The sequence below is a fragment of the Pseudomonas haemolytica genome (assembly GCF_009659625.1).
GTDB classification, from domain to species: Bacteria; Pseudomonadota; Gammaproteobacteria; order Pseudomonadales; family Pseudomonadaceae; genus Aquipseudomonas; species Aquipseudomonas haemolytica.
Genome location: NZ_VOIW01000005.1, coordinates 542,069 through 567,205, shown reverse-complemented (window position 1 = coordinate 567,205; position 25,137 = coordinate 542,069). Strand labels below are relative to the sequence as shown.

The 25,137-nt window shown below is 58.4% G+C and carries 16 protein-coding genes; 12 read left to right on the top strand and 4 right to left on the bottom strand.

What is annotated here, in order from left to right; genetic code table 11:
• Positions 1–24: 24 nt before the first annotated feature.
• Positions 25–2,181, bottom strand: coding sequence for a condensation domain-containing protein (locus FRT59_RS19110; protein ID WP_153872027.1), 2,157 nt, complete (start codon positions 2,179–2,181; stop codon positions 25–27).
• A gap of 228 nt (positions 2,182–2,409) precedes the next feature.
• Between FRT59_RS19110 and FRT59_RS19105 the strand changes: the two genes are divergently transcribed.
• The 8 genes from FRT59_RS19105 (at position 2,410) to FRT59_RS19070 (ending at position 12,674) form a co-directional block, all read left to right on the top strand.
• Complete coding sequence (locus FRT59_RS19105) at positions 2,410–2,922, top strand: sigma-70 family RNA polymerase sigma factor (RefSeq protein ID WP_198809731.1); 513 nt, start codon at positions 2,410–2,412, stop codon at positions 2,920–2,922.
• Positions 2,923–3,064: 142 nt separating this feature from the next.
• The gene (locus FRT59_RS19100; protein WP_153872026.1) at positions 3,065–4,870 is read left to right on the top strand and encodes an ABC transporter ATP-binding protein; all 1,806 of its coding nucleotides are present in this window, start codon (positions 3,065–3,067) and stop codon (positions 4,868–4,870) included.
• Positions 4,864–6,633 (top strand): ABC transporter ATP-binding protein, encoded by a 1,770-nt coding sequence (locus FRT59_RS19095; RefSeq protein ID WP_153872025.1) that lies wholly within the window; start codon positions 4,864–4,866, stop codon positions 6,631–6,633. Before FRT59_RS19100 ends, FRT59_RS19095 begins: the two co-directional genes overlap by 7 nt.
• Complete coding sequence (locus FRT59_RS19090) at positions 6,630–7,574, top strand: ABC transporter permease (protein WP_153872024.1); 945 nt, start codon at positions 6,630–6,632, stop codon at positions 7,572–7,574. The genes FRT59_RS19095 and FRT59_RS19090 overlap by 4 nt, the downstream gene beginning before the upstream one ends.
• A complete protein-coding gene (locus FRT59_RS19085) occupies positions 7,571–8,521 on the top strand; it encodes an iron chelate uptake ABC transporter family permease subunit (RefSeq protein ID WP_153839839.1) in 951 nt (316 codons plus the stop codon). Before FRT59_RS19090 ends, FRT59_RS19085 begins: the two co-directional genes overlap by 4 nt.
• Positions 8,518–9,300 (top strand): iron ABC transporter ATP-binding protein, encoded by a 783-nt coding sequence (locus FRT59_RS19080; RefSeq protein ID WP_153872023.1) that lies wholly within the window; start codon positions 8,518–8,520, stop codon positions 9,298–9,300. Before FRT59_RS19085 ends, FRT59_RS19080 begins: the two co-directional genes overlap by 4 nt.
• Positions 9,297–10,280, top strand: coding sequence for a siderophore ABC transporter substrate-binding protein (locus FRT59_RS19075; protein WP_153872022.1), 984 nt, complete (start codon positions 9,297–9,299; stop codon positions 10,278–10,280). Before FRT59_RS19080 ends, FRT59_RS19075 begins: the two co-directional genes overlap by 4 nt.
• Positions 10,281–10,430: 150 nt before the next feature.
• Positions 10,431–12,674: a TonB-dependent receptor gene (locus FRT59_RS19070; RefSeq protein ID WP_153872021.1), complete on the top strand. Its 2,244-nt coding sequence runs from the start codon at positions 10,431–10,433 to the stop codon at positions 12,672–12,674.
• Between the two features lie 67 nt (positions 12,675–12,741).
• Here FRT59_RS19070 and FRT59_RS19065 read toward each other — a convergent pair whose 3' ends face one another.
• The 3 genes from FRT59_RS19065 to FRT59_RS19055 form a co-directional block, all read right to left on the bottom strand.
• The gene (locus FRT59_RS19065) at positions 12,742–15,159 is read right to left on the bottom strand and encodes a DUF3772 domain-containing protein (RefSeq protein ID WP_153872020.1); all 2,418 of its coding nucleotides are present in this window, start codon (positions 15,157–15,159) and stop codon (positions 12,742–12,744) included.
• A 346-nt stretch (positions 15,160–15,505) separates the two neighbouring features.
• Entirely contained in the window at positions 15,506–15,862 is a 357-nt protein-coding gene (locus FRT59_RS19060; protein WP_153872019.1) for a type II toxin-antitoxin system RelE/ParE family toxin, read from the bottom strand.
• Positions 15,863–15,864: 2 nt separating this feature from the next.
• Positions 15,865–16,155 (bottom strand): type II toxin-antitoxin system ParD family antitoxin, encoded by a 291-nt coding sequence (locus tag FRT59_RS19055; protein ID WP_153872018.1) that lies wholly within the window; start codon positions 16,153–16,155, stop codon positions 15,865–15,867.
• A gap of 908 nt (positions 16,156–17,063) precedes the next feature.
• On the opposite strand from FRT59_RS19055, the gene zorA1 reads away from it, so the two are divergent.
• Genes zorA1 through zorD form a run of 4 tightly spaced genes read left to right on the top strand, consistent with a single transcriptional unit; the run spans position 17,064 to position 24,886 of the window.
• Entirely contained in the window at positions 17,064–19,256 is a 2,193-nt protein-coding gene (gene zorA1 / locus FRT59_RS19050; protein ID WP_153872017.1) for a type I Zorya anti-phage system protein ZorA1, read from the top strand.
• A 13-nt stretch (positions 19,257–19,269) separates the two neighbouring features.
• Positions 19,270–20,013, top strand: coding sequence for a type I Zorya anti-phage system protein ZorB1 (zorB1, locus tag FRT59_RS19045; RefSeq protein WP_153872016.1), 744 nt, complete (start codon positions 19,270–19,272; stop codon positions 20,011–20,013).
• Positions 20,010–21,638 (top strand): type I Zorya anti-phage system protein ZorC, encoded by a 1,629-nt coding sequence (gene zorC / locus FRT59_RS19040; protein WP_153872015.1) that lies wholly within the window; start codon positions 20,010–20,012, stop codon positions 21,636–21,638. The genes zorB1 and zorC overlap by 4 nt, the downstream gene beginning before the upstream one ends.
• Entirely contained in the window at positions 21,638–24,886 is a 3,249-nt protein-coding gene (gene zorD, locus FRT59_RS19035) for a type I Zorya anti-phage system protein ZorD (RefSeq protein WP_153872014.1), read from the top strand. The genes zorC and zorD overlap by 1 nt, the downstream gene beginning before the upstream one ends.
• The last annotated feature ends 251 nt before the right edge of the window (positions 24,887–25,137 follow it).

Genomic DNA, 25,137 nt, shown 5'->3' with positions numbered 1-25,137 from the left:
TGTTAACAAGACCCGGCTGGAGGGTTATACGCGGATGTGATCGATCACGACGCCGGCGGCATCGGGCGTGGTGAACAGCGTGAACACCTGATCAATCGTCGCGCTCAGACGTGCCATCTGTTCGGCGCTGTAGCGGTCTGACAGGTAGGTAATCACCAGGCGCAACGCGCGTTTGCCATCAATCATGTTTTCCATGATCTCGAACTGAATCCCGAACATCGACTGGCTCTTGTCCGGGTCAATCTGGCGGTAGCGGATCGTCCTGGCGTCGGGGGTTTGCAGGGCCCCGTTCAAGGCATTGTTGGCGTGGATCTGGATGTACACGTCAAACAGCAAGCCATCGGCGGGCGTCATGCCCAGGGCATGTTGAATCAGTTCCAGTGGCACGTCGGCATAGGCCATGGAGTCGTTGATCAAGTGGGTGACGTTTTCAACCAGGGCGCCAATGGCTTGCCGGGGATCGAACTGCACCCGATGTGCGACCATCGTGGTGAAGTAGCCCACCGTCTCGTAGAAACCGGGGTCGGTACGGCCGGAGGCCGAGGTGCCGATCACCAGGTCTTTCAAGTCAGCCAGCTTGTGCAGGGACAACGCAATGGCGGTATAGACCACACCGAACAAAGACGAATTGTTCTGCCTGGCGAAGGTATAGAGGTTATCGGTGAGCGTCTGGTCCGGCTTGATCTCAAACCACTGGGCTTTCGATGATACCGTAATGGGCGCGCTCGCCTGGGAGCCAGGGGAGGGCAGCGTCAAGCCACGGGTGGCATGGCGCAACATACTCGTCCAATAGTCGAGATGGTGTTGATTGATGCCGGTGGCCTGCTCGCGCAACGCAAACTCATGGAATGAGCGTGCGGGTGTTGCCCAGGTGGGTGCCTTGTCGGCGGCGCGGGCGAGGTAGGCTTGTGCCAGCTCTTCCATCATGACGTTGAGCGACCACTCATCAATGGCCATGTGATGGACCAGCAGTGACAGGGTCTGGCGCTGGCGTTGTACGTCGTAAATGAAGCGAACCCTCAGGGGCAGTTCGCGGGACAGGTCGAATTGATAAGTGGCCTCGCTTTCCAGCGTCGCCCGCAGGCTTTCATGGCTGGACCAGAACCACTTGTAGTCCGACAGTTGTGCGATAGGCACGATCTGCTGGTAAGCCTCATCGCCCTCAAAGTGGAAGGTGGTGCGCAGGCTCGCATGGCGCTTGAGCAGGTCGCTGAAGGCCTGCTCGAACAGCGCCTCGTCCACACCATCGAGAAAGTCCAGGGCAAACGGCAGGTTGAAAATCGTCCCGAACTCATAGGCCACATAGGCTCGGCCGAGAGACGCCTGGGCCAGGGCGAACGGTGCTTTTTGTACGTCTTGCGGCACGTTCCGGGCAGCCGTTGCCCCATCGTTCTGCGTGATGACGTTGGCCCGTGATGCCAGGGCCGCTGCAGTCGGAGCACTGAAGAAGTCATTGAACTGGACTTCAATGCCGTGGTTGCTCAACAGCTTGCCGATGATGCGGGTCGCCAGCAGGGAATGGCCGCCGAAATCAAAAAAGTCGTCCGTCAGTTGCATGTCGGGCTCGGCCAGTGCGCCACGGAATTCTCCAAGGATAATGGCCTCGACATCATGGTTGGCCGTCGTCGGCGGGGCGCTGACGGTAGGCGCACTGATAGTGCCATCCGCTTGGTGCTGCAACCACGGTGTGTCGCTGGCCGAGTGCCCGACATAGGCGTTCAGCACCCCGCGGTACAGATCGATGACCTGGCAAGTCTGGTCGAGGATCTGGTGCACCACGAACGCCAGGATCACGTGTTGTCCGGTTTGAATAATCAGCACCTTGAGCGGTGGCTGAGTTTGCGCATCCCAGGGCGCCGCCTGCTGCGCGAGCAATTGCTCGGTGGCGTCGGTCTCGGAGTGTGAGCCAATGAGCTCAACGCAGGATTGCCAATCAATGGCGTGAAATTTTTCAATTTCACCGTCGTCGTTGAACTGATAGCGCGCGTTCAGATCAGGCAAGGGTTCGATAACAGTCTTGATCGCCAGCTCAAGCTTTGGAATATCGACATCCGCGTCGAGTTGCCAGGCGCTGAAGTGTTTGAGAATGCGTTCGGGATATTGCTGCTGCAAGAGCCAGATATGCTCTTCGTAACGTGTGGCAGATAGTTTCGAAAACGTATCTGGATTGGGTTCCATCATGGAAATTTCCCGCCTTATCAAACTGAACAGTCAGAAGTAGAGATGGCACCGAGTGCCGACAGACCCATCCGGAGTCTGGGGTAACGCCCGGGATTCCGGGCACAAAAAGAGGGGCAGGCACGTTGCATTGCAGGGGCTCTATGAACGCCGTATGATTCAAATAATAATCATACCTATTCGCATTAGTCAAAATCTGATCGCGAATATCAGCGTCTCAGGAGAGGTGAAGTGGACAACGGAGCGTTCGCGTTTAAGCAGCAATTTGAAAGGCTGTATATCGACCATCACAGTTGGCTGTGCAGGCTGTTGCGCCGCAAGCTGGGCAACCCGGTCGATGCTGCGGACCTCGCCCACGACGTCTATCTCAACCTCATCAAGAAAGGCTGCTTGCCCTCGATCGAAGACTCGCGCTGCCACTTGACCCAAATCGCCAAGGGCATGGTGATCGACCTCTATCGCCGCCGTCGCCTTGAAACGTGCCACCTCGAAGGGCTCAAGCTGCAGGCCGAGCCGTTGGCGCCGTCTGAAGAAGTGCGCGCCCTGGTCACCGAAACCCTGACCCAGATCGATCGCGCGCTGCACCGCAAACCCGTCAAGACCCGCCAGGCACTGCTGCTGTGCAAGCTGCATGGCATGGGCCATCGCGACATTGCCACCGAGTTGAAGGTGTCGGTGTCTTCCGTCGAAAAGTATATCGCCAGTGGGCTGCGGGCCTGCTCCCCGTTTGTCTCCGGGCCCTGACCCCTCACCGATAAATGAACGTTTCGATTGAGGATTTTGCGTTGCTGTCCGGAAGACAAGGTACGCAGTGCGCAAAGCCTTCGAGCGTAAAGGAAGTCAGGCATGCCCTCAGGTTGCCTGCAGTGGTTATTCAGGAGAGCTCATGAGTGTTAACCAACCATCCGCAGGCACCGGCTCGGTGTCCCAGGTCCTCAAGCCCATACGCGGACGACTGATCGTTGCGGGCCTGCTGGCCGCCATCGGCACGATGCTGACGATGGTGCCCCTGGCCGGCATCGCGTACATCGCCCAGTTCGCGATGGGCCAGGCAGAAATGGCCACGGCGTGGGCGCAGATGCAGGGGCCCGTCTGGCGCGTGGTGATCATCAGCCTGGGGTGTCTGTTCCTGGGGCTGACGCTGATCTCGATGGGCGAAATGGTCGCGCACCTGGCCGACAATCACATCACCGGGCGTTTGCGCCTGGCGATTACCCATCGGTTGGCCAAGGTACCACTGGGCTGGTTTACCAGCCGGGCATCGGGCGAGGTCAAGCAGGCGATGCAGGATGACATCGGTACGCTGCACAGCCTGACGGCACACTTCTACACCACCCTGGGCCGCACCCTCGGCGCGATTCTTATCTCGATGATTTACCTGTTTGCCATGGACTGGCGCATGGCGATCGTCTCGCTGCTGCCGTTCCCGCTGTTTTTCCTGTTTTTCTCCAGGGCCACCAAAGCCAGCGGGGCGAACATGCAGTCGTTTGGCGCCGGCATGGCGCGTATCAACAATGCGGTGGTCGAGTTCGTCAACGGCATTCCTGTGGTCAAGGCCTTTGGCGTCGAGGGCAAGGCCCACGGCAGTTACCGTGAAGCGGTGGATGCGTTTGCCGACGCGTTCACCGACTTCACTCGGCCGCTGGTCAGCGCAATGGCCAACGCTCACGCGATGATCGCCCCGGTGGCGGTGCTCGGCGTGGTGTTGGCCTTTGGCACGCTGTTCGTGAGCCTGGGCTGGATCTCGCCAGTGGAGGTGTTGCCCTTCGCCTTGGTGGCGCCGGGCATTTGTGCGCCGCTGTTGCTGCTGAGCTACATCACCCACGACTTGAACAACGCCACCGGCGCCGCCCAGCGCGTGCACAAGTTACTGCAGACCCCGGTGCTGGAAACCCTGGCGGGCGAGGCAGCAACGCTACCTGTGCAGGCTGAAATACGCGTCGAACACGTCGGCTACCGCTACGACGCAGAGCACCCGGTACTCAGCGATGTCAGCTTCACGCTCAAGCCCGGCACGGTCACGGCGATTGTCGGCGCGTCCGGCTCCGGCAAGTCGACCCTGGCGCGCCTGCTGTTGCGTTTCTTCGATCCGAGCGAGGGGCGTATCACCCTGGGTGGCGTCGACCTGCGGCAGATCGAGAGCGCGCAGTTGTATCGACGCATCGGCTTTGTGTTGCAGGAAGTGCGCCTTATCCATGCCAGCCTGCGCGACAACATCGCCCTGGGCCGCCCTTCGGCCAGCCAGCAGGAAATCGAAGACGCCGCGCGCACCGCCAACATTCACGAACGCATCCTCGCATTGCCACGGGGCTACGACTCGGTGATTGGCGAGGACGTGCAGCTCTCCGGTGGCGAGTTGCAGCGCGTGAGCATTGCCCGCGCCGTGTTGCTCGACCCGCCCGTGCTGGTGCTCGACGAAGCCACGGCGGCAGCCGATGCCGAAAACGAGGTGAAGCTGCAGCAAGCCCTGTCGCGATTCGCCCAGGGCCGCACCTTGATGGTGATCGCTCACCGTCTCGATACGGTGATGCATGCCGATCAGATCATCCTGATCGACAACGGCACGATCTGCGAACAGGGCCGTCATCACGAACTGCTCGCGCGCAACGGCCGCTACGCCCGACTGTGGGCGCTGGGCGGCTATGAACAAGGCTCTGAACAGGGCAGTGAACAGGCGGTATCGTCATGCTGAAAACCTTTATTCAACTGCTGGGCGAAGAGGCCCCGGTACTGCGCCGCTACCTCTGGATGACACTGGCCTATGGCCTGCTTTGCGGGCTGACGATAGTCACCCTGGTGCCGGTACTCACCCACCTGCTGGGCAGCGAGCTGCGTTCGGCGGCGCAATGGCTGGTGGTGCTGATGATCGGCGTGGCGCTGTGCTGGGCACTGCGGCGCACGGTGGAGAAGGCCGGTATCCGTGTCGGCATCGCCGTCCTGCAAGGTGGCCGTCATCGGCTCGGCGACCATGTGGCGCGCCTGCCGGTCGGCTGGTTCAGTGCACAAAACACTGCGCGGCTGAGTCATGTGGCGTCCCAGGGCATGATGGAAATGGCCCAGTTGCCCGCCCACGTGTTCACCCCGCTGATCACCGGTGTGGTCACGCCGGTGGTGATCCTCGTCGCGCTGTTTACATTGAATGTGCAGATGGGGCTGATCGCGCTGGTGACGCTGCCGATCCTGTTCGGTGTCTTCGCGTTCACCGCTCACCTGGGTCAGCGTGCCGATCAAAGCTTCCAGCACAATGCGGCCCTCACCAGCCAGCGTATGGTCGAGTTTGCCCAGGCGCAATCGGTACTGCGCGCTTTCAACGGCGAGGACGGCGGCACCCAGTTTCTGGAACAAGCCATCGCACGCCAGCAGCAGTCGGCCAAGCGTCTGATTCATGTCTCGGCGATGTCAGTGGTGTTCAATGCCTGGGCGGTGCAGGCCGGTTTCGCCGCGTTGCTGGTCGCCGCCACGCTGTCGCTGGGCGAGCAGGTGGGCGCCAACCTGCAAGCGGGTTCGGTGATTGCCGTGATCGTGTCGTTGCTGCTGGTCAGCCGCTTCATAGATCCGCTGCTCGAAGTCGCCGGTTACAGCGAGGTGCTGCGTGGCGCGCGTGGCCAATTGGAGGCGGTGCGCGGGATCTTTGCGGTCCAGCCACTGCCCCAGCCAGCGGCGCCGCAAGCGCCCGTGGGTGGCTCGGTCGAACTGCGCAACGTGAGCTTTCGTTACGCCGAGGATCAGTCTGAGGTTCTGCGCGATATCAGCCTGCGTATCGAGCCGGGCAGCATGACCGCGCTGGTGGGTGCCTCAGGTTCAGGCAAGACCACGCTAGTGCGGCTGATTGCGCGATTCTTCGACGTGACGCAGGGCAGCGTGATTCTGGGCGGTGTGGATGTGCGGCAGATGTCCAGTGAGCAACTGGCCGGCCAGATCAGTCAGATTTTCCAGGACGCCTACCTGTTCCAGGGCAGCATTGCCGACAACATCCGCATCGGCAAACCCGATGCCAGCGATGCCCAGATAATGGAGGCGGCACGGCAGGCTGGTGTCATCGAGATCATCGAACGCTTGCCACAGGGCCTGGAGACACCGGTGGGCGAGGGCGGCGCGCGGCTGTCCGGCGGAGAGCGCCAGCGAATTTCCATCGCCCGTGCGCTGATCAAGGACGCGCCGATTCTGTTGGTCGACGAAGCCACCGCAGCGCTCGATGCCGAGAACCAGGCCGCCATTGCCGATGCGTTGGCACGTCTGCGTGGCACCCGCACGCTGATCGTGATAGCCCACCAACTGTCCACGGTAGCCATGGCCGACCAGATCGTAGTGCTCGACCAAGGCCGCATCAGCGAGCGCGGTGCCCACTCGGCACTGAGTACCGAGCCTGGGCTCTACGCGCATTTCCTCGCGCAGCGTCGGGCCGCGAAAGGCTGGCGGATTGCCGGAGCATCGGGCAGTGAGGGCGGTTCTTGAGTCGTGCAGCTTTATTGCTACTGTTTGCCGCGCTGTGTTGCCTGTCGCTGATGGTGGGCGTCAAGCAGGTCTCGTGGACCGCGCTGCTGACCTTCTCCGATGATGCCTGGCTGACCCTCACGGCCAGCCGCTTGCCGCGTCTGGCGGCGTTGATCCTGACCGGCGTAGGGCTGTCCATCTGCGGCGTGATCCTGCAACAAATCGTGCGCAATCGCTTCGTCGAGCCCGCCACCTCGGGTGGCCTCGATGCAGCGAAGCTGGGCATTCTGATTTCGCTGACAGTGGCGCCTGCCGCGGGTGCGGCCGGCAGGATGCTGTTTGCCCTGGCGTTCTGCTTCGGGGCGAGCCTGCTGTATGTCGCGATCATCCGCCGTATCAAGTTCAAGAACACCGTGATGGTGCCCGTCATCGGCCTGATGTACGGCAGCGTGTTGAGCGCCATCGCCGAGTTCTATGCCTACCGGCACAACATGCTGCAGGGCATGCAGGGCTGGATGCTCGGCGACTTCTCGAAGATCGTCCAGGGCAACTACGAAATCATCTACCTGATCCTGCCGATCGTGGTGCTCACCTACCTCTTCGCCCATCGCTTTACTGTGATGGGCATGGGCGAGGGCGTGGCCAGCAGCCTCGGCTTGAACTACGCGGCCAACGCCGCGCTGGGGTTGATACTGGTGGCGGTCACCGTCTCCGCCACGGTGATCTCCGTGGGCGCCATTCCCTTTGTGGGGCTGGTAATTCCCAACCTGGTGGCGCTGCATTACGGCGAAAACCTGGAGCGAACCTTGCCCATCGTCGCGGTGTACGGCGCGTCGTTGCTATTGGCCTGCGACATCCTCGGCCGCCTGCTGATCTATCCCTTCGAAGTGCCCATCGGCCTGACGGCGGGCAGCGTGGGCGGGGTGCTGTTCCTTGTGTTGCTGATCAGGAAGTACACATGAACGGCATGGCAACCCGCTTCGGCGTCTGGCTGGTGGTCCTGGCCCTGGCGCTTGCATTCTTGTTGCTGGGCTCGGGGTTTGACTTCGCGTACGTCATTCCCAAGCGGCTCACTCGCCTGGCGGCGATGGGCATTACCGGGGTGTGCATTGCCTATTCCTCGGTGATTTTCCAGACCATCGCCGGCAACCGGATCCTTACCCCGGCGATCATGGGCTATGAAGCTATCTACCTGTTGTTCCAGGCCCTGCTGATCCTGTGGCTGGGCACCCAGAGCCTGGTGCTGCTGGGGCGTAACGGCAATGTGTTGCTGTCGGTGCTGTTGATGCTCGGCTACTCGTGGCTGATCCATCGCTGGCTGTTTCGCGACGGGCGCAACAACGTCTACCTGCTGCTTCTGCTGGGGCTGGTGCTGAGCATGGTGATGGCGACATTTACCCAATTTATCCAGCTGAAAATCAGCCCCGGCGAGTTCTCGATTTTCCAGGGCTTCAACTATGCCTCTTTCAACAAGGCGCAACCGGCGCAAGTGATCTACTCGGGCCTGTTGGTGGCGGCGGTATGCCTGATCGCCCAACGCAGCCTGCCGACGCTCGACGTCCTGTCCCTGGGGCGTGACCAGGCGATCTCCCTGGGGGTCGACTATCAGCGCAGTGTGCGCCTGCAACTGGCGCTGATCGCGATTCTGGTGGCGGTGTCCACCAGCCTCGTCGGGCCGACCGCGTTCATGGGCGTGTTCGTCGCGAACATCACCTATGCGCTGGCGCGAACCGCGCGGCATCGGGTCACGCTGCCTATGAGCTGCGCCATTGCCATCGGCATTTTCATCGTCGCCCAGTACCTGGTCGAGCAACTGTTCAACTACAACACCTCCGTCAGCATTCTCATCAACCTGGTGTGTGGCGTGTATTTTCTCGCGCTGATGGTCCGAACCCGAGGCGCCCCATGATTTCCCTCAGTCACGTCTACAAGGCCTATGGCAACAAGCACGTCCTGAGTGACGTCAGCGTGCAGTTTCCCCTGGGGCAGGTCACCTCGCTGATCGGTCCCAACGGCGCCGGCAAAACCACGCTGCTGATGCTGATCGCACGCCTGCTGGCGCCAACGCGCGGCGAACTGTTGATTGGCGGCCGCAACCTTCTGGAGGTGCCGATTCGTGACTACGCCAAGCGCGTGGCCACCTTGCGCCAATCGCCGGATTTCAACCTGCGCCTGACCGTCGAGGAACTGGTGGCCTTCGGACGTTTCCCCTACAGCCGTGGCGCGCTCACCGCTCAGGACCGCCAGGCTATCGATGAAGCTATCGAGTTCCTGTCGTTGCAGCGGCTGCGCCTGGCTTACATCGACGAACTCAGCGGCGGGCAGCGGCAGATGGCGTTTCTGGCGATGACCATCGCCCAGCAAACCGATTACCTGCTGCTGGACGAGCCGCTCAACAACCTCGACATGAAACACGCCGTGCAGATCATGCGCGCCCTGCGGCGCTTGTGTGACGAGCAGGGTCGCACGGTGATTCTGGTGGTGCACGACATCAACTTCGCCGCCAACTATTCCGACCACATCGTGGCCATGAAAAACGGCTCGGTGCATTGCCGTGGCCCGGTCACGGAAGTCGTCACCGAGGCGCGCCTGCGGGAGCTGTTCGACCTGGATTTCCAGATCCTGCACAGCGAGCAAGGGTTCGTTTGCAACTACTTCAATCCAACACCGTCAAGGGAGCTGATATGAGTACCGGTAACGCAACAAGATGCTGTGGAGCACTGCTGGCAATCGCGATAGCGGCGGGGCTGCAAGGCTGTGATAAGCCGGCGGCACAAGCCACGCCGGCTGCGACTGCCCAGGCGCATTACCAACCGATCAAGATCGAGCACCCGTTGGGCACGACGCTGATTACCAAGCTGCCCGAGCGGGTGGTGGCCTTTGACATGAGTGAACTCGACACCCTCGACCAGTTGGGCGCGCCGGTGGTGGGCATTGCCAAGGACTACGTCGCCAGTTTCCTGGTCAAGTACCGCGACGACCCAAACATCATGGACGTCGGCACCACGATCCAGCCCAACCTCGAACGCCTGCATGCCCTCAAGCCTGACCTGATCCTGATCTCGCCGCTCCAGGCACAAAGCTACGCGGAGCTGAGCCAGATCGCGCCGACGGTCTATGACGACGTGGACCTGACCAACCAGCACGGCAATCTCATCACCACGGCGAAAAACCATTTGACCAGCCTGGGGCGCATCTTCGGCAAGGAAGAATTGGCTCGCCAAAAGGTTGCGCAAATGGACGCCAAGGTCGAGCAGACTCGCCGCGTCACCGAAGGGCGCCCGGAGAAAGCGCTGATCGTGCTGCATAACAACGGCGCGTTCACCTCCTATGGCGTGAAGTCGCGCTACGGCTTCGTGTTCGACACCCTGGGCGTGAAACCGGCCAGCAGTGACATCGAGGCCGGTTTGCATGGCCAGCCGATTTCCAATGAATTCATCCAGCAGGCCGACCCCGACATCCTCTATGTGATCGACCGCACGGCGGTGATGGAACGCCGGCCGGCGCTGGACTTGAATAGCCTGGATAATCCGCTGCTGCGCAAGACCAAGGCCTGGAGCAATGGGCATGTGATCTTCGTCGATGCTCAGACCTGGTACCTGTGTACCGCCAGCGTGACGTGCCTCAATCGCATGGCTGACGAGGTGGTCCAGGGCTACAAGGGCTGATCGCTGCGGCAAAAAGGGCGGATGTTATTCAGGTATCCGCCTTTTTTAGAAAGATTTACAAATGCTAATGATTGCTATTGAGGGTTTTGCCTTCTGGTTCGGAGAATCTAGTGAATACCTACTAACCCTCCGAATTGAAAGGAATCCAGCATGTCGGAACGCTGTCGCCACGCCACCCCTGATTTACTGCAGGCTGCGCAACGCTTTACCTTCAATCGCACATTCACTGCCGTACACATGGCGCTATTGCTGGGGTTGGGCACCACCTCCATGGGGGCGGCCGCTGCGCCGCCTGCCGAGCCGTCCAAACAACAAACCCTGGAGCTGACCGAAACGCTGGTGGAAGGCCGCATGGACACCGCCGACGACTTGCCGCCGGTGTATGCGGGGGGGCAGGTCGCCTCCGGCAGCCGTGTCGGACTGCTGGGCAACAAGGACTTCATGGAGACGCCGTTCAACATCATCAGCTACACCGATGAGTACATTCAGAACCGCCAGGCTCAGGACATCGGTTCGTTGATCGGCGCCACCGACCCTTCGGTGTACGTGCCGACCAAGCGCAGCAACTTTGAAACCTTCTTCATTCGCGGCTTCTACAGTAACGCCGATGACATCACCTACAACGGCCTGGTCGGCATGGCGCCGAACATGCGCGGTTCCACTGAACTGGCCGAGCGTATCGAGGTGCTCAAGGGGCCATCGGCGTTGCTCAACGGCATGCCACCCAGCGGCAGCGTCGGTGGCAGCATCAACCTGGTGCCCAAGCGCGCGGGCGATGAGCCTCTTGCACGCTTGACTACCACGTACGAATCCCGTGGCTTGGGCGGCGTGCATGCGGACCTGGGGCAACGTTTCGGCGACAAGAAACAGTTCGGTATCCGTTTCAACGGTGTCTACCGTGACGGCGACACGCCCGTGGATAACCAGCAGCACAAAATGGCGCTGTCGTCCCTGGGCCTGGATTGGCGCGGCGAGCGCGCGCGCATCTCGCTCGACTTCTACAAGCAACGCGAACGTATCGACGGCCTCAACTACTTCGGTATCAGCACAATCGGCACCAACGTGACCCACCTGCCAAGCCCGAAGAAGGGCGATTATGCACTGGCGCCGGAGTGGGCCTATACGATCAACAACACCACTACCACCCTGGCACGCGGCGAATATGACCTGTCGGATTCCGTCACGGCCTACGCGGCATGGGGGCAGCGCGATGGGGGTTACAACGCGCTGATCAACTCCAGCACCCTGATCAACAATGCGGGTGACATCAGTTCATCGGCGATTCGCTCGATCCGCAGCGGCACCCAGCAATCCGGTGAAGTCGGCCTGAAGGGCAAATTCCAGACCGGGCCAGTGGGCCACGCCTGGACCCTCGCCACCACCCGTTTCACCTCCGACAACAGCTTCAAGGACGCCAGGGCCGGCATCCCCGGTACCACCCATTTCGACAACCTGGACTTTGGCAACACACCGACCTTCCCGGGCTATGGCGTGACCACCTCGCAAACCCGCGCGACCCTGGGCAGCTATGCGCTCGCCGATACCCTGTCCTTCGCCGATGACCGCGTGCAATGGACCGTGGGCGCCCGCCGCCAGCGCGTGGAAAACACCACCGAGAACTTCGGTGACCGGGCGTCGAAAGTCAGCTACGACGAAAGCCGCGTCTCGCCGGCCACTGCGCTGTTGGTCAAAGTGACGGACAAGGTGTCGCTCTATGGCAACTACATCGAAGGCCTGAGCCAGGGCGCTACGGCACCTGATACGGCAGCGAATGCCGGTGCGGTCATGCAGCCTTACCAGACCAAGCAATACGAGGTGGGGGCCAAGGTCGACCTGGGCACGTTCGCCCACACCGTCAGCCTGTTCCAGATCGAGAAACCGAGTGCCTACACCAATCCGGCCACCAACATCTTCGGCGTCTACGGCGAACAACGTAACCGTGGTGTGGAGTGGTCGTTCTTCGGTGAACTGCAACCGCGCCTGCGCCTGATGGGGGGCGCGACCTATACCCAGGCTGAAATGACCAAGGTGGTCGCCGGCGGCGTCAAGGGCGAGCAAGTCACCGGCGTACCTAAGGTGATCGCCAAGCTGGGCACCGAATACGACCTTCTTGACGTGCCTGGGCTGACCTTGACCGGTAACGTCAACCACACCGGTAAGCAATACGCGACCAACGACCATCGGGTCTCGCTGGACGCTTACACCACCTACGATGTGGGCGCGCGTTATGCGTTCAAGGTCGAGACCAAGCCGGTGACCCTGCGCGCCACCGTGCAGAACGTCACCAACAAGGCGTACTGGCTGGGTTCATGGAACGGCGGTGATGGCAGCGGCCTTTCCGGTGGTTTGGGCGCACCGCGTACCTTGCTGGTCTCGGGTACCGTTGATTTCTGACGGGGCCTTGCGTAACGCATAAAAAGACGCCTGCAGCGATGCAGGCGTCTTTTTGCCTGGGGGCGCGTCAGTCTGGTTTTTCCTGATTCGCAGCGCGTACCTTTTCCACCTCTTCATTGATCAGCACCATGCTCTGCGGCGAAGACAGCGCAATGCCCAGCTCACGCAGCCGACCGAGGACGGTGAACAGCAAGTCGCTGCGGGCTCCGCCTACAGAGCGCGGGCTGTTGACGTAACCGCTGACGCTGATGATCACCCCTGTGGTGGTCAGGTCCTTGAACGTCACCGAAGGCGCCGGCGCGTCCAATATGGCTTCGTGTTCGGTAAAGGCCTGCAGCAACAGCTCGCGGATTTGCAGCACGTCGGTTTCCAGCGGCAGGGTGAGCGTAATGCCGACCACGCCCAGTGCGTTGCCCATGGTCACGTTGCGTACGTTCTGGGTGATGAACTGCGAATTGGGCACGATCACCGTCGAGCGATCGGACATCTGGATCTCGGTGGCGCGCACATTGATCCGGCGGATATCGCCCTCGACACCCGCCAGGCTCACCCAGTCGCCGACTTTGACCGGGCGTTCGGTGAGCAAAATCAGGCCGGAGATGAAGTTCTGCACAATCGCTTGCAGGCCGAAACCAATCCCCACCGACAGGGCGCTGACTACCCAGGTCAAGTTGGTCAGGCTGATGTGCAGCGTCGACATCACCACCACAACCACCAGTACAAAGCCGATGTAGCCCACCAGAGTCACCAGCGAAGCGCGCATGCCGGCATCCATGTTGGTTTCCGGCAGCAGCCGTTCGCCCAGCCACTCTTTAAGCACGCGAACGCCGAATACCCCCACCACCAGCATAATCAGGGCGAGGAGAATGTCGCCCGGAACGATGTTCAGGTTGCCCAGGGGTTTGTTGGTGAGGTCGAGTTGCGTCAAGCCGGCCAGCAACTCGCCCGGGCTGGAGCCGGACGGCAGGAATGCCAGCAGTACTGCGGTGAACAGCAGCAGCGTGCGGCCAACGCCCGCCAGTATCGTGCTCGCCTGTGCCTGGTGGCGCTCGGACAAGCCAAGGGCCGAACCCAGTGCCAGGCCGCCCGGTTGTTTGGGCGAAAGCAGGGTTTCACAGACATCGCCAAAGCAGGCAATCAGCAGGTAAGCCGTCGCGGCGACGACGCTCATCCAGAGCAGCTTGACGGTGAGGAAATAGGCGAGGGTCAGGTAGCCGCTCAACAGCGCCAGCAGACTGATTCCGACCCACACGGCCACCACAAAGGGCACTAGCCCAGCGATACCGTTCATGCGCTCCAGCTGGTACTGGCGGCGCGTGCGCCGGTAGCGCAGCAGGGCAAAGAAGAACACCAGCGCGACGGCCAGCGCCGTCAGGCCGTTCACCGCCACCGTCAATGCCAGGCTACTGGCGATTACGCTGTTGATGCGTTCCTGGGTGCCGATAAGCAGCAGTGCCAGCGCCAGTAATACGGGGAAGGGCCCCATGGCCGTCGCGATCTGATCGGGTATCGGCGGCAAGCGCCAGGAAGGGCGGGGCAGCATCAGCAGGGCACGGCCGAGGCCGACGATAAAAGCGCAGAACACCACCAGGGTCTGCAACTGATCGAGCAGGTTGAGTACGTCTGCGCTGGGCGTGCTGTCGCTGATCACGCCCCAGCGCAGCAGCGAGGTGGCCACGCTGATGGTCAGTACGGTCGACAACCCGAACGCCAGTGCCAGCGCACTGCGGCGCAGGCGGCCCTCCGGCATCCAGCGCACCATCAGTCGCACCAGCAGGAAGCGCTCAAGCACGCGTCGGCCCGCGACCCAGACCAGCAATGCACTCAACACCATGACCGCGAAAAACAATCGGTTGCCTGGCGCCACAGCGGTCGTCACAACGCTGCTGACATCGGCGTACAGTCCACGTAAACGTGAGAGGTCGTCATCCGTCGGGCGAATGATGTTGGACCAGAACACCACACTGATCGGGCTGGCCGACCGGGTGCTGATCTGTGAGTCAAACAGGCTGCGGCGAAGGTTGAAGATCTGGGTCGCCAGGTCACGGGCGGACTGACTCAGGGTGCTGGCCTGGCGCTGCTCATTGGCCAATGCGTTTTTCTGTTTGGTCAGCGCGGTGCGTTGCTGAGTGAAACTCGCGGTTTCATCCGCCTGCACCAGGCCGAGCACGTTGAGCTGGTCTTCCAGGTGCTCAAGATCGATGGCTTGCCTGACGCTCAGGGCGTCGGCCTGTTTTTGCACCTGCAAGGCCGCCTGGCGCAGGCTGGAAAGCAAGTCATCGTTGGCGCTGACGGTAACTTTCTGGCGGATCAGGTCGAGTTGATCGTTGAGGTCCGCAACGCTCGCACTTTCGTCCAGCGAGGGCAGGGCGCGCACGTCGCTGACCGGGGCGGGCGCTGCCTGCACGAGGGCCGGCAAGGAGACACACAGCATCAGCAGGGCGAACAGCCCGGTAAAAAAACGCTTGGTGATGACTCTCTGCATGATTATTTTCACAGTATCTCAACCTGCCATTGCTCGCGCCGCGTTTTGCCGCAACGGGTCCAGGTAGTTCGCCCATTGCTGAACTGCCTCCCGTCGCTGTACCAGTCGTTGCGCGCGCATAGCTAATTAAAGGTTTTTTGGAGTTAAGTGGAGTTCTGTTACAGACTATCGGGGCCGCCAAAAAACATTTTGACTGGGCTCTAGGACAACGTTTTTAGGTCGATAACACTTTTGTTTGCCTCCACTTTTGCCCCCATTCGTACCGAGTGTGCGAGTGATCGCGAATGGCGATCTGCGACGGACTTCGCTATTCCTGGCCAGTTACGCCGTTGGGCCAGGTCGCTGATCAGTCGTTAGGCAAGTGCAACTGCACTTCCATGGCGTCATGAAGGAGTCTGACGACCTCGATCACGTCGTCGTTTGCCACACGATAGAACACTATATGGCGTGGGCTTTTGACCGTTCCATGGGTTTGTTTGGCCTGCTGGCGTGAATAGATGAGGTGATAGCTGCGAAGGCCCGGTGCAAGCTCAACGCGGTCGTTGCTGCCAATGCGATGAGGCGTGTCGGCAAGCGCTTGCAGCGCCGCGAGGATAAGGGCCTGGTAGCGCTGGCGTGCTTGATCGCCGAACTGCGTCTGGGAGAGCCTGAGGATGTCAACAATGTCGGCGCGCGCCGCGTTGGTAATCCGATACTGCGGCATGCTCAGTGTTTCTCGCGTGCGGGGAGAGTTGCCTCCAGGCTCAAGCCCTCGAGGTAGTGCTCCAGATCCCCTTCGTTCACCTGAGTAAAGCGCCCGTGCTCAAGATCCATGATGCCGATCGAGGTCGCCTGACGCAGTGCCTCAATTTTGGCGGTGTCTTCGGCGATGCGCTGCTCCAATAAACGCAAACCCTCTCGCATCACTTCGCTGGCATTCTGATAACGACCGGACTGCACCAGATCATGGATAACCTGATCCTGGTGAGGGGTGAGCACAACGTTTCGCGTCGCCATAACTAGCTCCAGTATCATGTAAACAGGTGCTTTTGATGGTTGGCATATTATGCCATCTTCTCTCAGGAGAATAGCCTGAGGCCGACATCCGGCGATCAGGTGATGGAGGACTCAGCGTCAATCAGCAAGGTTCAAAGTGATCCACCCCTGATAGAGCAACCGGCAGATTGATTTGAAGATTGATATGCCTGACTGTGCATGCAGGCGGCGCGCGATGTGTGCTTCTCAATCCGCCCTGAAATCGATCGGCATGTTCGATGCCCATCAATAGTTGCGTTTAGAGGCATCAAGAGAGGTTCCAATGCCCTACGAGTTAGAAAATCGCCTGGTAATCAGCGTCGCTTCCAGCGCTGTGTTTGATTTGCTGGCATCGGATGCAGTGTTCCCCAGAACCTCCCGCTTAAACTGGCCACCAAGGCGGCTGACAACGAGGGCGCTCAGATTGAGATATAGATGATGCCTTACCTTCGCGTGTGGGCTTATGCCCTTTGGAAGAGCAGCAGCAACAATTTGCGGCCAAGACACCTAAGTTGAAGGCGGCGCTGGCCGAGGGGATATAGAAAGGTCAGTTTGGAGCTGCTCATCCCACCACAAAAGCTTAAAGTCACCTCGAACAAATGCAGCGAGTCTTGAGGGTTAGCGACCAATCGATCATCTCTGGCTTTACGGTAGCCAAGTCACAGGCTAAGGTGCTGGCATAAGGACATGATTTTCCCTTTTTTGTCCATGGATGGTCTCTGATTGGCCGAAGTGAAGCAGCCATCTTTCCATTCCGAGATCGTTGTGCCCCGAAAATATTGTTGAGTCCGGTGTGGTTTCTCTCTGCCATCGGGTTTGACGATTGACGCATTACTGTGGGCGTGACGAAGTCCCCGAACATCAAAATTGCTTAATTGAAGGCGGAAAGTATGGATTTTTCGACGCTGCTGCATCTTTGGGATGCGGCGAGCTCCGAGCAATTGATTGCACCAAAAATTGTGGTCGGTTTTGTTTTCATTTTATGCGCTTGGTATTTTGTCCGCTATTTTTGTAGATCCTTCAAGCTTAGCAATCAGCTGAAAAGTCTGACTAAACGCGTGCAGGGCGTGAAAGCTCTCGCCGCACCTCAACGGCGCTCTGAATTGGAGCAACTGTTCAATGGAAGCACTTTGGAGCACTCCTGGCACGAGTACGCCGAAACGCTGCATGATCAGTTTGAGCTGCAGGACGGTGAGCCGGTACTTGTCCGATCACGCTCTACCGCCGGGGCGGCGCATTTTTTCTCACCTCAAAGCGTAGTCGATACACCGCTAGGGACCGAATTTTATAAACACTTACCTGGCATTTTGACCGGCATTGGTATCGTCGGAACCTTCTTTGGTTTGATGCTAGGCCTGCAACATTTTGATCCAAGCACTCCGGAGCAGGTAAATGCCAGCGTAGATAAGCTGCTCAAGGACGTATTGTTTGCGTTCATCGGCTCCTTTATCTCAATTATGGCTTCTATAGTCGTTACGATTACTGAGAAGTGGCGTCTGGGCCAATGCTATAAACTCCTTGAAACGTTCAACGAAACCATTGACGGGCTGTTCGATAGCGGTGTTGGAGAGGAATACCTAGCTGAGCTTGTACGCTCAAGTGCTGAAAGCTCCGTACAGACCCGTCAGCTCAAAGACAGCCTGGTAACGGATCTGCGGGAAATGCTGCAAAACCTCGTTGATACCCAAGTCCGCGAAAGCCTCAAATTAGCGGATACCTTGTCAACGACTTACCGTGACTCTGGGCAGTTGTTGGCCGATCAGGTAAGCAGTGCGATTGAGAACAGTCTCAAATCCCCCCTTGAAGCTATCGCGGGTGCGGTTCAGGCCGCCAGTGGCGATCAGTCAGGGCAAGTACAGAACCTTCTTCAGGATGTTCTAGTTGCCTTCATGAACAAGCTGGAAGGTACGTTCGGCCAACAGTTCAATGGCCTACACGAACTGATGGGCCAGTCCGTTGCCGCCATGCAGTCGATGCAGCAGGGCTTTTCGACGCTGATCCAAGATATGCGTTCGGCTAGCGAGTCCTCGACCCAAAACAGCTCGACTATGATCGCTCAGTTACTCTCCGATATGCAGGCCGGACAGAACGCCATGCAAGCGGGGATGAACGAGATGCTCGCCAATCTCCAGGCTTCGGTTGCCCGTATCGGCAACGAAGGGGAGGGGGCAGGTGCTCGAATGGCCGAGCAGTTGGAGAAGTTGTTTGCTCAAAGCGAGGCTCGCCAACAGGCAATGGCTGAGAATCTCCAGGCTTTTGTTGAGTCGATCAAGCAGAACATCGGCCAAGGTCAACAGGAAACCATGGCGAAAATTGCGGGCTCCGTTGAGGTGCTGGGTGAGCAACTCTCGGCAGTCTTCAAGCAATTGGAGCACGGCCAGCAGCAGATGGATCAAACCACCCGCGCTGCACAGGCTGACCTGCATCAAGGCACCCGTGACTTGGTGGGCGGTCTTGACGAACAGGTCAAGGCGTTGCTGCAAACAGTGTCAGAGCAACAGAAATCTGCACAGGACACCGTTAAGGCATTGAGTGCCCAAACAGAGCAGCATTTGCAGAGCATGCAGCTAGGCGCAGACAAGATGCGGGCGGCGGCTGAGCGGTTTGAAACGGCCGGACAAAGCGTTGCGCGTGCCAGTGAGTCGACTGCGGGGCTGATGGGCACAGTCCAGGGCGCAGGTACTGAGCTTGCACAGGCATCACGTGAGTTGAACACCGTGGTTGCGGACTATCGAAACAATCGTGAAGCGCTGGCGAAAACTCTCGCGGTCATCGAAGGGGTTGTCGCAAGCGCACAAGGGGAGGCCAGCGGCCGCAGCCAGTATCTCCAGGACCTGAAGGTTCAAAGCGAGCGAATGCAGGCGCTTAACCGTGAAGTTTATGAATACCTGGAAAACATCAGTGGTGTGTTGGGTAACGGCTTTAAAGAGTTCGGTGATGGTATGGATCGGACCTTGAGACAAACGCTGGGTAGTCTGGATGCCGAGCTCGATAAAGCAGTCAAGAGCCTCGCTGGCGGTGTAGAAGGGGTCAAGGAAAGTCTCGAAGACTTCGGCGAAATCATGGAACGAATCAGGCAGTAACGGGGGCTAGTCGATGTTTGGTAAGCAAATGCCTTCGGTCGTCCGTTCAAAGGACGAGGGAGAGAAGCCGTTCTGGATCTCCTTCGCTGATTTGATGACTGCGATGATGATTCTATTTCTTGTGGTCATGGTGGCGGCTTTGAGTTCTGTGACGCAGCGTATTAACCAAGCGGAGCAGGGAGAGAAGCAACGTAATAGGGACATCAGTCAGCTCTGCGAGCTCCTGAACCTTAAGGCGAAGACTGCCAGTAAAACCATCGTTGTGGACTGTAAGGACAATCGGATTAGCTTCGGCGATGCTGGCCGATTTGGGCATAACCAGTACGCGCTGAGCAACGATGGCCAGTCGGCACTTCAGGAGGTTGTGCCGATGATTCTGGACGCGGCTAACAGCGAAGAAGGCCGGAAATGGTTCAAACAGATTGTGATCGAGGGATCGACAGACACCGACGGCTCTTATCTTTATAACCTGCACCTTTCACTGCAGCGTTCAGAGTGGGTGATGTGCAGCCTGCTCGATAGCCGCAGCCCGCTCCAAGTCGGATTGTCGCCGGAGCACCAACAGCAAATCAGATCGATTTTCCTGGCGGGCGGTGTGTCGTTCAACAATGCAAAGGACACCAAGGAAGAGAGCCGGCGAGTGGAGTTGCGTATGCAGTTCTTTGGCTTGAAGGAAAAGGAGGACAACCTAAAGCCAGAGGTACCGGTGTTCAATAACACTGATATGGAAAAGTGCCAGTTGGCGATGAGCCGATGACTAGCCCAATCGCGAGGCTTTCCGCCGCTATTAACCTGAGTCTGTTGGCACATCGCACGGGGCCGGCGCCTGAACCGTTGGCGCGATTCTTCCGTCTGGGTGCTGCTGGAATTGATCTTTACGAAAGATTCGAACGCGCTGAAAAAGCTTTGCCACCACCTCAGGAAAAGCGCCGCGCTGCGATAAACAAATTCCGCAATGTACTCCCACTCAACGCCTCAGAATGGCGTTTGGTTTTTGCCGGTCTCTCGGACAAGAGTGAGCGAGTCGGACCGATACTGGACGATGACCAGCTTTTTGACCGAGTGCACAAAGAAATCCATCACCGCATTGAAAAACGGAGACTGAGTCGCCGAGATTGGTTGGCGTTGTGCTTTAGCTACTTTTGGTACGAGGCCGCCACGCCTGATCAGAACGCCAATTGGTGTGTGTTGCGGGCAGACGTTCAGCTTGGCTTCGATTGCGTCAGAGGTCAGCAAAAACGCGAGAAGGAATGGGTGCATATCGTCCAGCAGCATCAGGAGCTTTTTTCCGAGCAGGCAGGTGCTAGGCTGGGTGACCAGATGTTCAAGGGAGAGATCAGCGACCTTTCGGCACTGCAGACGATTGCGCAGATCCCTGACAGCAGTTGGCTGTGGCGAAGGATCTTTAACGTACTTATCTCTCGTATTTTTATGTTGGATGACGCCGAGTTTTCTCAGCGCTTAGCCGACCTTGTCGACATCGGCCGGCAGCATCCGCGGTACATGAACGACATTCTGAGTGCATGCCTGTCGCGTTATCACTTGGCAGCGTATCGAGAGAAACCTTCGTCGCTGCTCAAACAGGTCGCCCTCGACAACTGGGGCAGCCCTCAGATCCGTTCCAGACAAAACAGTTGGCTGCAGTACGTTGAAAAAAATGTCTGTGCAATGGTCGTTGCGTGGTTCGCGAAGGAAGATCTTGAGCACTTCTTCAACCTGTTGAAGGGAGACTCCGAGGTCGATCAATCGCGTCTGCATTATTGGCTGCGATTTGCCAACCAAATGAGCTACACCCGAATTGTTATGGGGGCGGATGCGTGGAATGACCGCGGGCGGGACTTCGTCCATTTCCGTGAGAAGAATAAAGGGCGCTTGAGTAAGTTGGTAGGCGGTCCTGGTCACAACAATGCTGTTGTCATGCAGATTGGGAACTACTTTTTCGTAGAGTTCTCCGGTACAGGCAATGCCTGCTATGTGTACAAAGCAGATGATTCGCCATTCAATCCAGACAAATCCCACCTTGAGCTTACCGCCGAGCTGAAGCAGGCAAATCGTGCGCTGGATCGAATGCGGCATTCACCTGCACCGAGCCGCCCAAACCGTATAGAGGGTTGGCTGAGCAAATTCGATGACTCTCTAGGGAAATTGGGCATTCGCGTGCGGAGTCCGGCCGGCACGCCAGGGGCACCCAAACCCATGGCTTTCGAAGACCAAGTCCGTGACGCTCTAAAGTCGGTCAAGCACAAAGTCTATGACCAACGCGCGCGCGGTGGCGCGTTTCAGGTCCAGCTTGATTACAATGATCAGGTTGCCGTTGCAGCGCTCCAACGCCTGGGCTTCAAGCCCGTCAATCACCAGCCACTCAGGTTTTGGAGACAGTAATGCTCAAGCGTTTGCTGAAAGGCATCGGCCGGCAGCCGAATTCGGTGGTAGAAAATACTGAGCCTGTTTTTTCCATTGAGGAGCAGGGGATTTGTTATCCCCTGAGCTTGGCGGAGAATGCGCAGTCCTGGCCGCTGGCAAGCTATTTGGATCAGTTGGAAGAGGAGGAGTTCGTCTCTCAGCTCAGCAATCGATGGTTGCTAACGTGGGACGAGCTTTATCGGCTTCTTGATGAGCCAGAGCACTTAACAAGTCTGCCGCTATTGGGGTTGCCGCCACAGACAGCCCTCATCCCTCAATTGAGTAGCCAAGGCAGTATTGCCTCTGACGACTTCAAGGTCACTGTCAGTGGATGGCGCGACCCGCAGTCCAATGCAAATGTGCAGGTGCAGCGTACAGGTGCCATCGTCCAGCGCCACGGAATAATGGAAATTCTGCCCGAGTCGTCGTGGAAACTGACCGGTGCGGTACGGCAACTTTATCTGGCTCAGCAAAATGAGCCGGGTGAAGTAACTAACCAGATTGGCTGGGCTAGCATCAGGAAGTTGGCGCGCAAGGCTGGTGCCGGCATGGATGGCTTCTTGGATAAGACCGTCGTTATCAAACCTGAAAGCTTGCGACTCAACCCGCGAAAATCGACAGTAGGCAATATACCGGTTATCGAACTGGAACCCACCTTTGAAGGCCAGCCGGCAAACTGGCTTGAAAGTTTCGACGGCGCTAATCAGGTTCAGGATCGATATCGGGTGACTGGTGATGATGGATCGCTGACACACGTGCTGATTGATCCCGAAGTCAAATCTGTACTGGACTATGTGCGCTCGTTGCCCGGGCGTCGGGTCGCTGGGGACGATGCTCTTTCTTTCGTCCGCAACCCTTACAGCGCACTCGGCGAAAGTGCCGCGCAAGTGTTGGATGCCGAGACATATGAAGACGACCTGGCCGAGGCTGGGATTTTCTTTCATCGCTTTCATCTGGAGCCCAAACTGGATGAAGCGGGACAGCACATCGAGCAGGTAAATCTGACTCTCGAACCGATCTCGCCAACGTCGCAAGCGCCCATCGAAGTTGAATTTAAAGCAGCCTATGAGCTCGCGCCGTTCGTGCATGAGTTGCAACTGAAGTTAGCCGCTGGAATGCCAGCTGGTTTCTGGCAGGGCTATGAGCTGGAACTCAGCAATTTTGATTTGCGCCAGTTGGCAGGCATCAGCGATCTGCTTAAGCGTTGGCAAAACGAAGCGGCCGGTATTGAGTTCGACTCAGTCCTAGACCTGTCTCTTTACGGCGACCGTGTGATAGGCATCGGGGAAGCGGAAAGAATTACTTCGCCTTTCCTCGTCAAGGAGGCGACCGAGAACTGGTTGCCGAAGGATGTGGCGGCGCTGGGTATTGACGCAGAAATTCTTGGGCGTTGGGATCCATCCGACCGTGCTCAATTTGCAGCGTTTGAGCAACGGCTGGACGAAGCTCGCGCTGCCGGTGATGAAACGGTCTGTTTGCCAGAGTCCGAAACACCGCTGTCGATTGCCACAGCCGGGCAACTCCTTCATGCCTGGTCCAAGAAGATCGCCCCTGTCGAGACCGGCCTGGTCCAACAGCAGGAAAAAGTTGGTAGAGCTGTACTGCAAATCGGCCACAACATCGACGAACCGACCTACGTTGAGATTCGCCAAGCAGCATTACGCGCCGCTTTGGATGCAATACCAGAGTTGCCCAGCCTGCTCAAGCCTGAGGTCGTATTACGTGAGCACCAACTTAAAGGCGTCGCGTGGTTGCAGCATTTGTTCCGCTTGTCCCCCGCGGACGTGTCAGGTTGCTTGCTCGCTGATGACATGGGGCTTGGGAAAACGATCCAGCTGCTCACCTTCCTTGTCTGGTACCTGGAAAAATATCCACAAGACAAACCGACACTTATTGTCGCCCCAGTTTCGTTGCTTGATAACTGGGAGCGTGAGCTTCATCGGTTCTTCTTCACTGATGCGCTACCAGTGTTGAAACTGTATGGCTCAGCCTTGAGTGCAGTGAAGTTCAAGAAGGAAGAAATCCCTGCCGACTTGAAAGCCAAAGGCATCACGAATTTGCTGCGCCCTGGTTGGATGGGTGGCGCCCGAATCGTCCTGACGACTTACGAGACGCTTCGCGATCAAGAGTTTTCCCTGGCGCGCCAGCAGTGGTCGATCGTCGTGTGCGATGAAGCGCAGAAACTGAAGAACCCGGCTGCACTGGTGACTCAGGCGATCAAAGCCATTCCGGCGAGATTTCGAGTGGCGTGCACCGGTACGCCTGTCGAGAACACTTTGATAGATCTTTGGTGTCTGTTCGACTTCATTCAGCCAGGTTTTCTGGGGGGGTTGAATCAGTTTGGCCGGGAATACCAGCGCCCAATCGAAGCAGCGTTGGACCGTGACACAGTTGCACTGGAACGGCTGCGTGGGCTTATCGATCCGCAAACTTTGCGCCGAACCAAGCAAGATATTGCCAAGGACCTGCCGGCTAAAATCGAAGACACAGCCTGCCGTTCACTTGGCATGCATGTCTTGCAGCGCAATCTGTACCTGTCCGAAATAGCTGCGTACAGCCAGAAACAACAGATCGAAGAACAGCTCGATCAAAAGACCTCCGGCATGCTTGGGTTGCTGCACAAGCTCAAGCTCATTTGTGCCCATCCGTATAGTGTTCAGCCGGATACGCGACTGCGCGACAACTCACCGAAGCTGCAGTGGTTGATGCAGACGCTTGAGTCGATCAAAAAAGCCGGGAGCGGCGACAAGGTCATCGTTTTCACTGAGTTGCGGGATATCCAGCGGGAATTGCAGCACTCGATCCAAGAGCATTTTGGGTTTCGGGCTACGGTCATCAACGGCGATACTAGTACTAGCAGTCAGAGTGCCAATAGCCGGCAGAGGTTGATCGACCAATTCCAGGAGCAGCCTGGTTTCGCAGTGATCATTCTGTCGACCATCGCCGTCGGGTTTGGGGTGAACGTGCAGGCGGCGAACCATGTCATTCACTTCACTCGTTGCTGGAACCCGGCCAAGGAAGATCAAGCGACGGATCGGGCTTATCGAATTGGGCAGGAGAAGGATGTATATGTGTACTACCCAACGATTCGAGACGCCGTGATGCCGACGTTTGAGGCGACGCTGGATGAGTTGCTGAGTAAGCGACGGGCGTTGGCGCGGGACATGTTGAGCGGGGCTTCGGATATTCAGGTTTCGAATTTTGAGGCGTTGCTGAAAACACGCTGAGCCCGTTTGCGGAAAACCAATGCTGGGCAATATTTCAGTTATGGGAGCGATTAAGTGCATCCGCCGCTTTGTAAATGAACAAAAACTAGCGAAGCGGCGCTTGCCTGGCAGCATGCTGCCATCAGGGTGTGAGCGGATTACTTGGCTGTGTGTACGTTCAGTATCGGCGCTGAAAGCTCAGTGGCTTACTGTACGCTGCCTCCAAATCCGCCGCTCACTTTCTGCGGTTCTTCGGGTGATTAACTTGTGGC

Bases quoted from the DNA above. Each gene is read 5' to 3' on its own strand.
- FRT59_RS19110 (WP_153872027.1), bottom strand. From the start codon at position 2,181: ATGATGGAACCCAATCCAGATACGTTTTCGAAACTATCTGCCACACGT.
- FRT59_RS19100 (WP_153872026.1), top strand. From the start codon at position 3,065: ATGAGTGTTAACCAACCATCCGCAGGCACCGGCTCGGTGTCCCAGGTC.
- FRT59_RS19095 (WP_153872025.1), top strand. From the start codon at position 4,864: ATGCTGAAAACCTTTATTCAACTGCTGGGCGAAGAGGCCCCGGTACTG.
- FRT59_RS19085 (WP_153839839.1), top strand. From the start codon at position 7,571: ATGAACGGCATGGCAACCCGCTTCGGCGTCTGGCTGGTGGTCCTGGCC.
- FRT59_RS19080 (WP_153872023.1), top strand. From the start codon at position 8,518: ATGATTTCCCTCAGTCACGTCTACAAGGCCTATGGCAACAAGCACGTC.
- FRT59_RS19075 (WP_153872022.1), top strand. From the start codon at position 9,297: ATGAGTACCGGTAACGCAACAAGATGCTGTGGAGCACTGCTGGCAATC.
- FRT59_RS19070 (WP_153872021.1), top strand. From the start codon at position 10,431: ATGTCGGAACGCTGTCGCCACGCCACCCCTGATTTACTGCAGGCTGCG.
- FRT59_RS19065 (WP_153872020.1), bottom strand. From the start codon at position 15,159: ATGCAGAGAGTCATCACCAAGCGTTTTTTTACCGGGCTGTTCGCCCTG.
- FRT59_RS19060 (WP_153872019.1), bottom strand. From the start codon at position 15,862: ATGCCGCAGTATCGGATTACCAACGCGGCGCGCGCCGACATTGTTGAC.
- FRT59_RS19055 (WP_153872018.1), bottom strand. From the start codon at position 16,155: ATGGCGACGCGAAACGTTGTGCTCACCCCTCACCAGGATCAGGTTATC.
- zorA1 (WP_153872017.1), top strand. From the start codon at position 17,064: ATGGATTTTTCGACGCTGCTGCATCTTTGGGATGCGGCGAGCTCCGAG.
- zorB1 (WP_153872016.1), top strand. From the start codon at position 19,270: ATGTTTGGTAAGCAAATGCCTTCGGTCGTCCGTTCAAAGGACGAGGGA.
- zorC (WP_153872015.1), top strand. From the start codon at position 20,010: ATGACTAGCCCAATCGCGAGGCTTTCCGCCGCTATTAACCTGAGTCTG.
- zorD (WP_153872014.1), top strand. From the start codon at position 21,638: ATGCTCAAGCGTTTGCTGAAAGGCATCGGCCGGCAGCCGAATTCGGTG.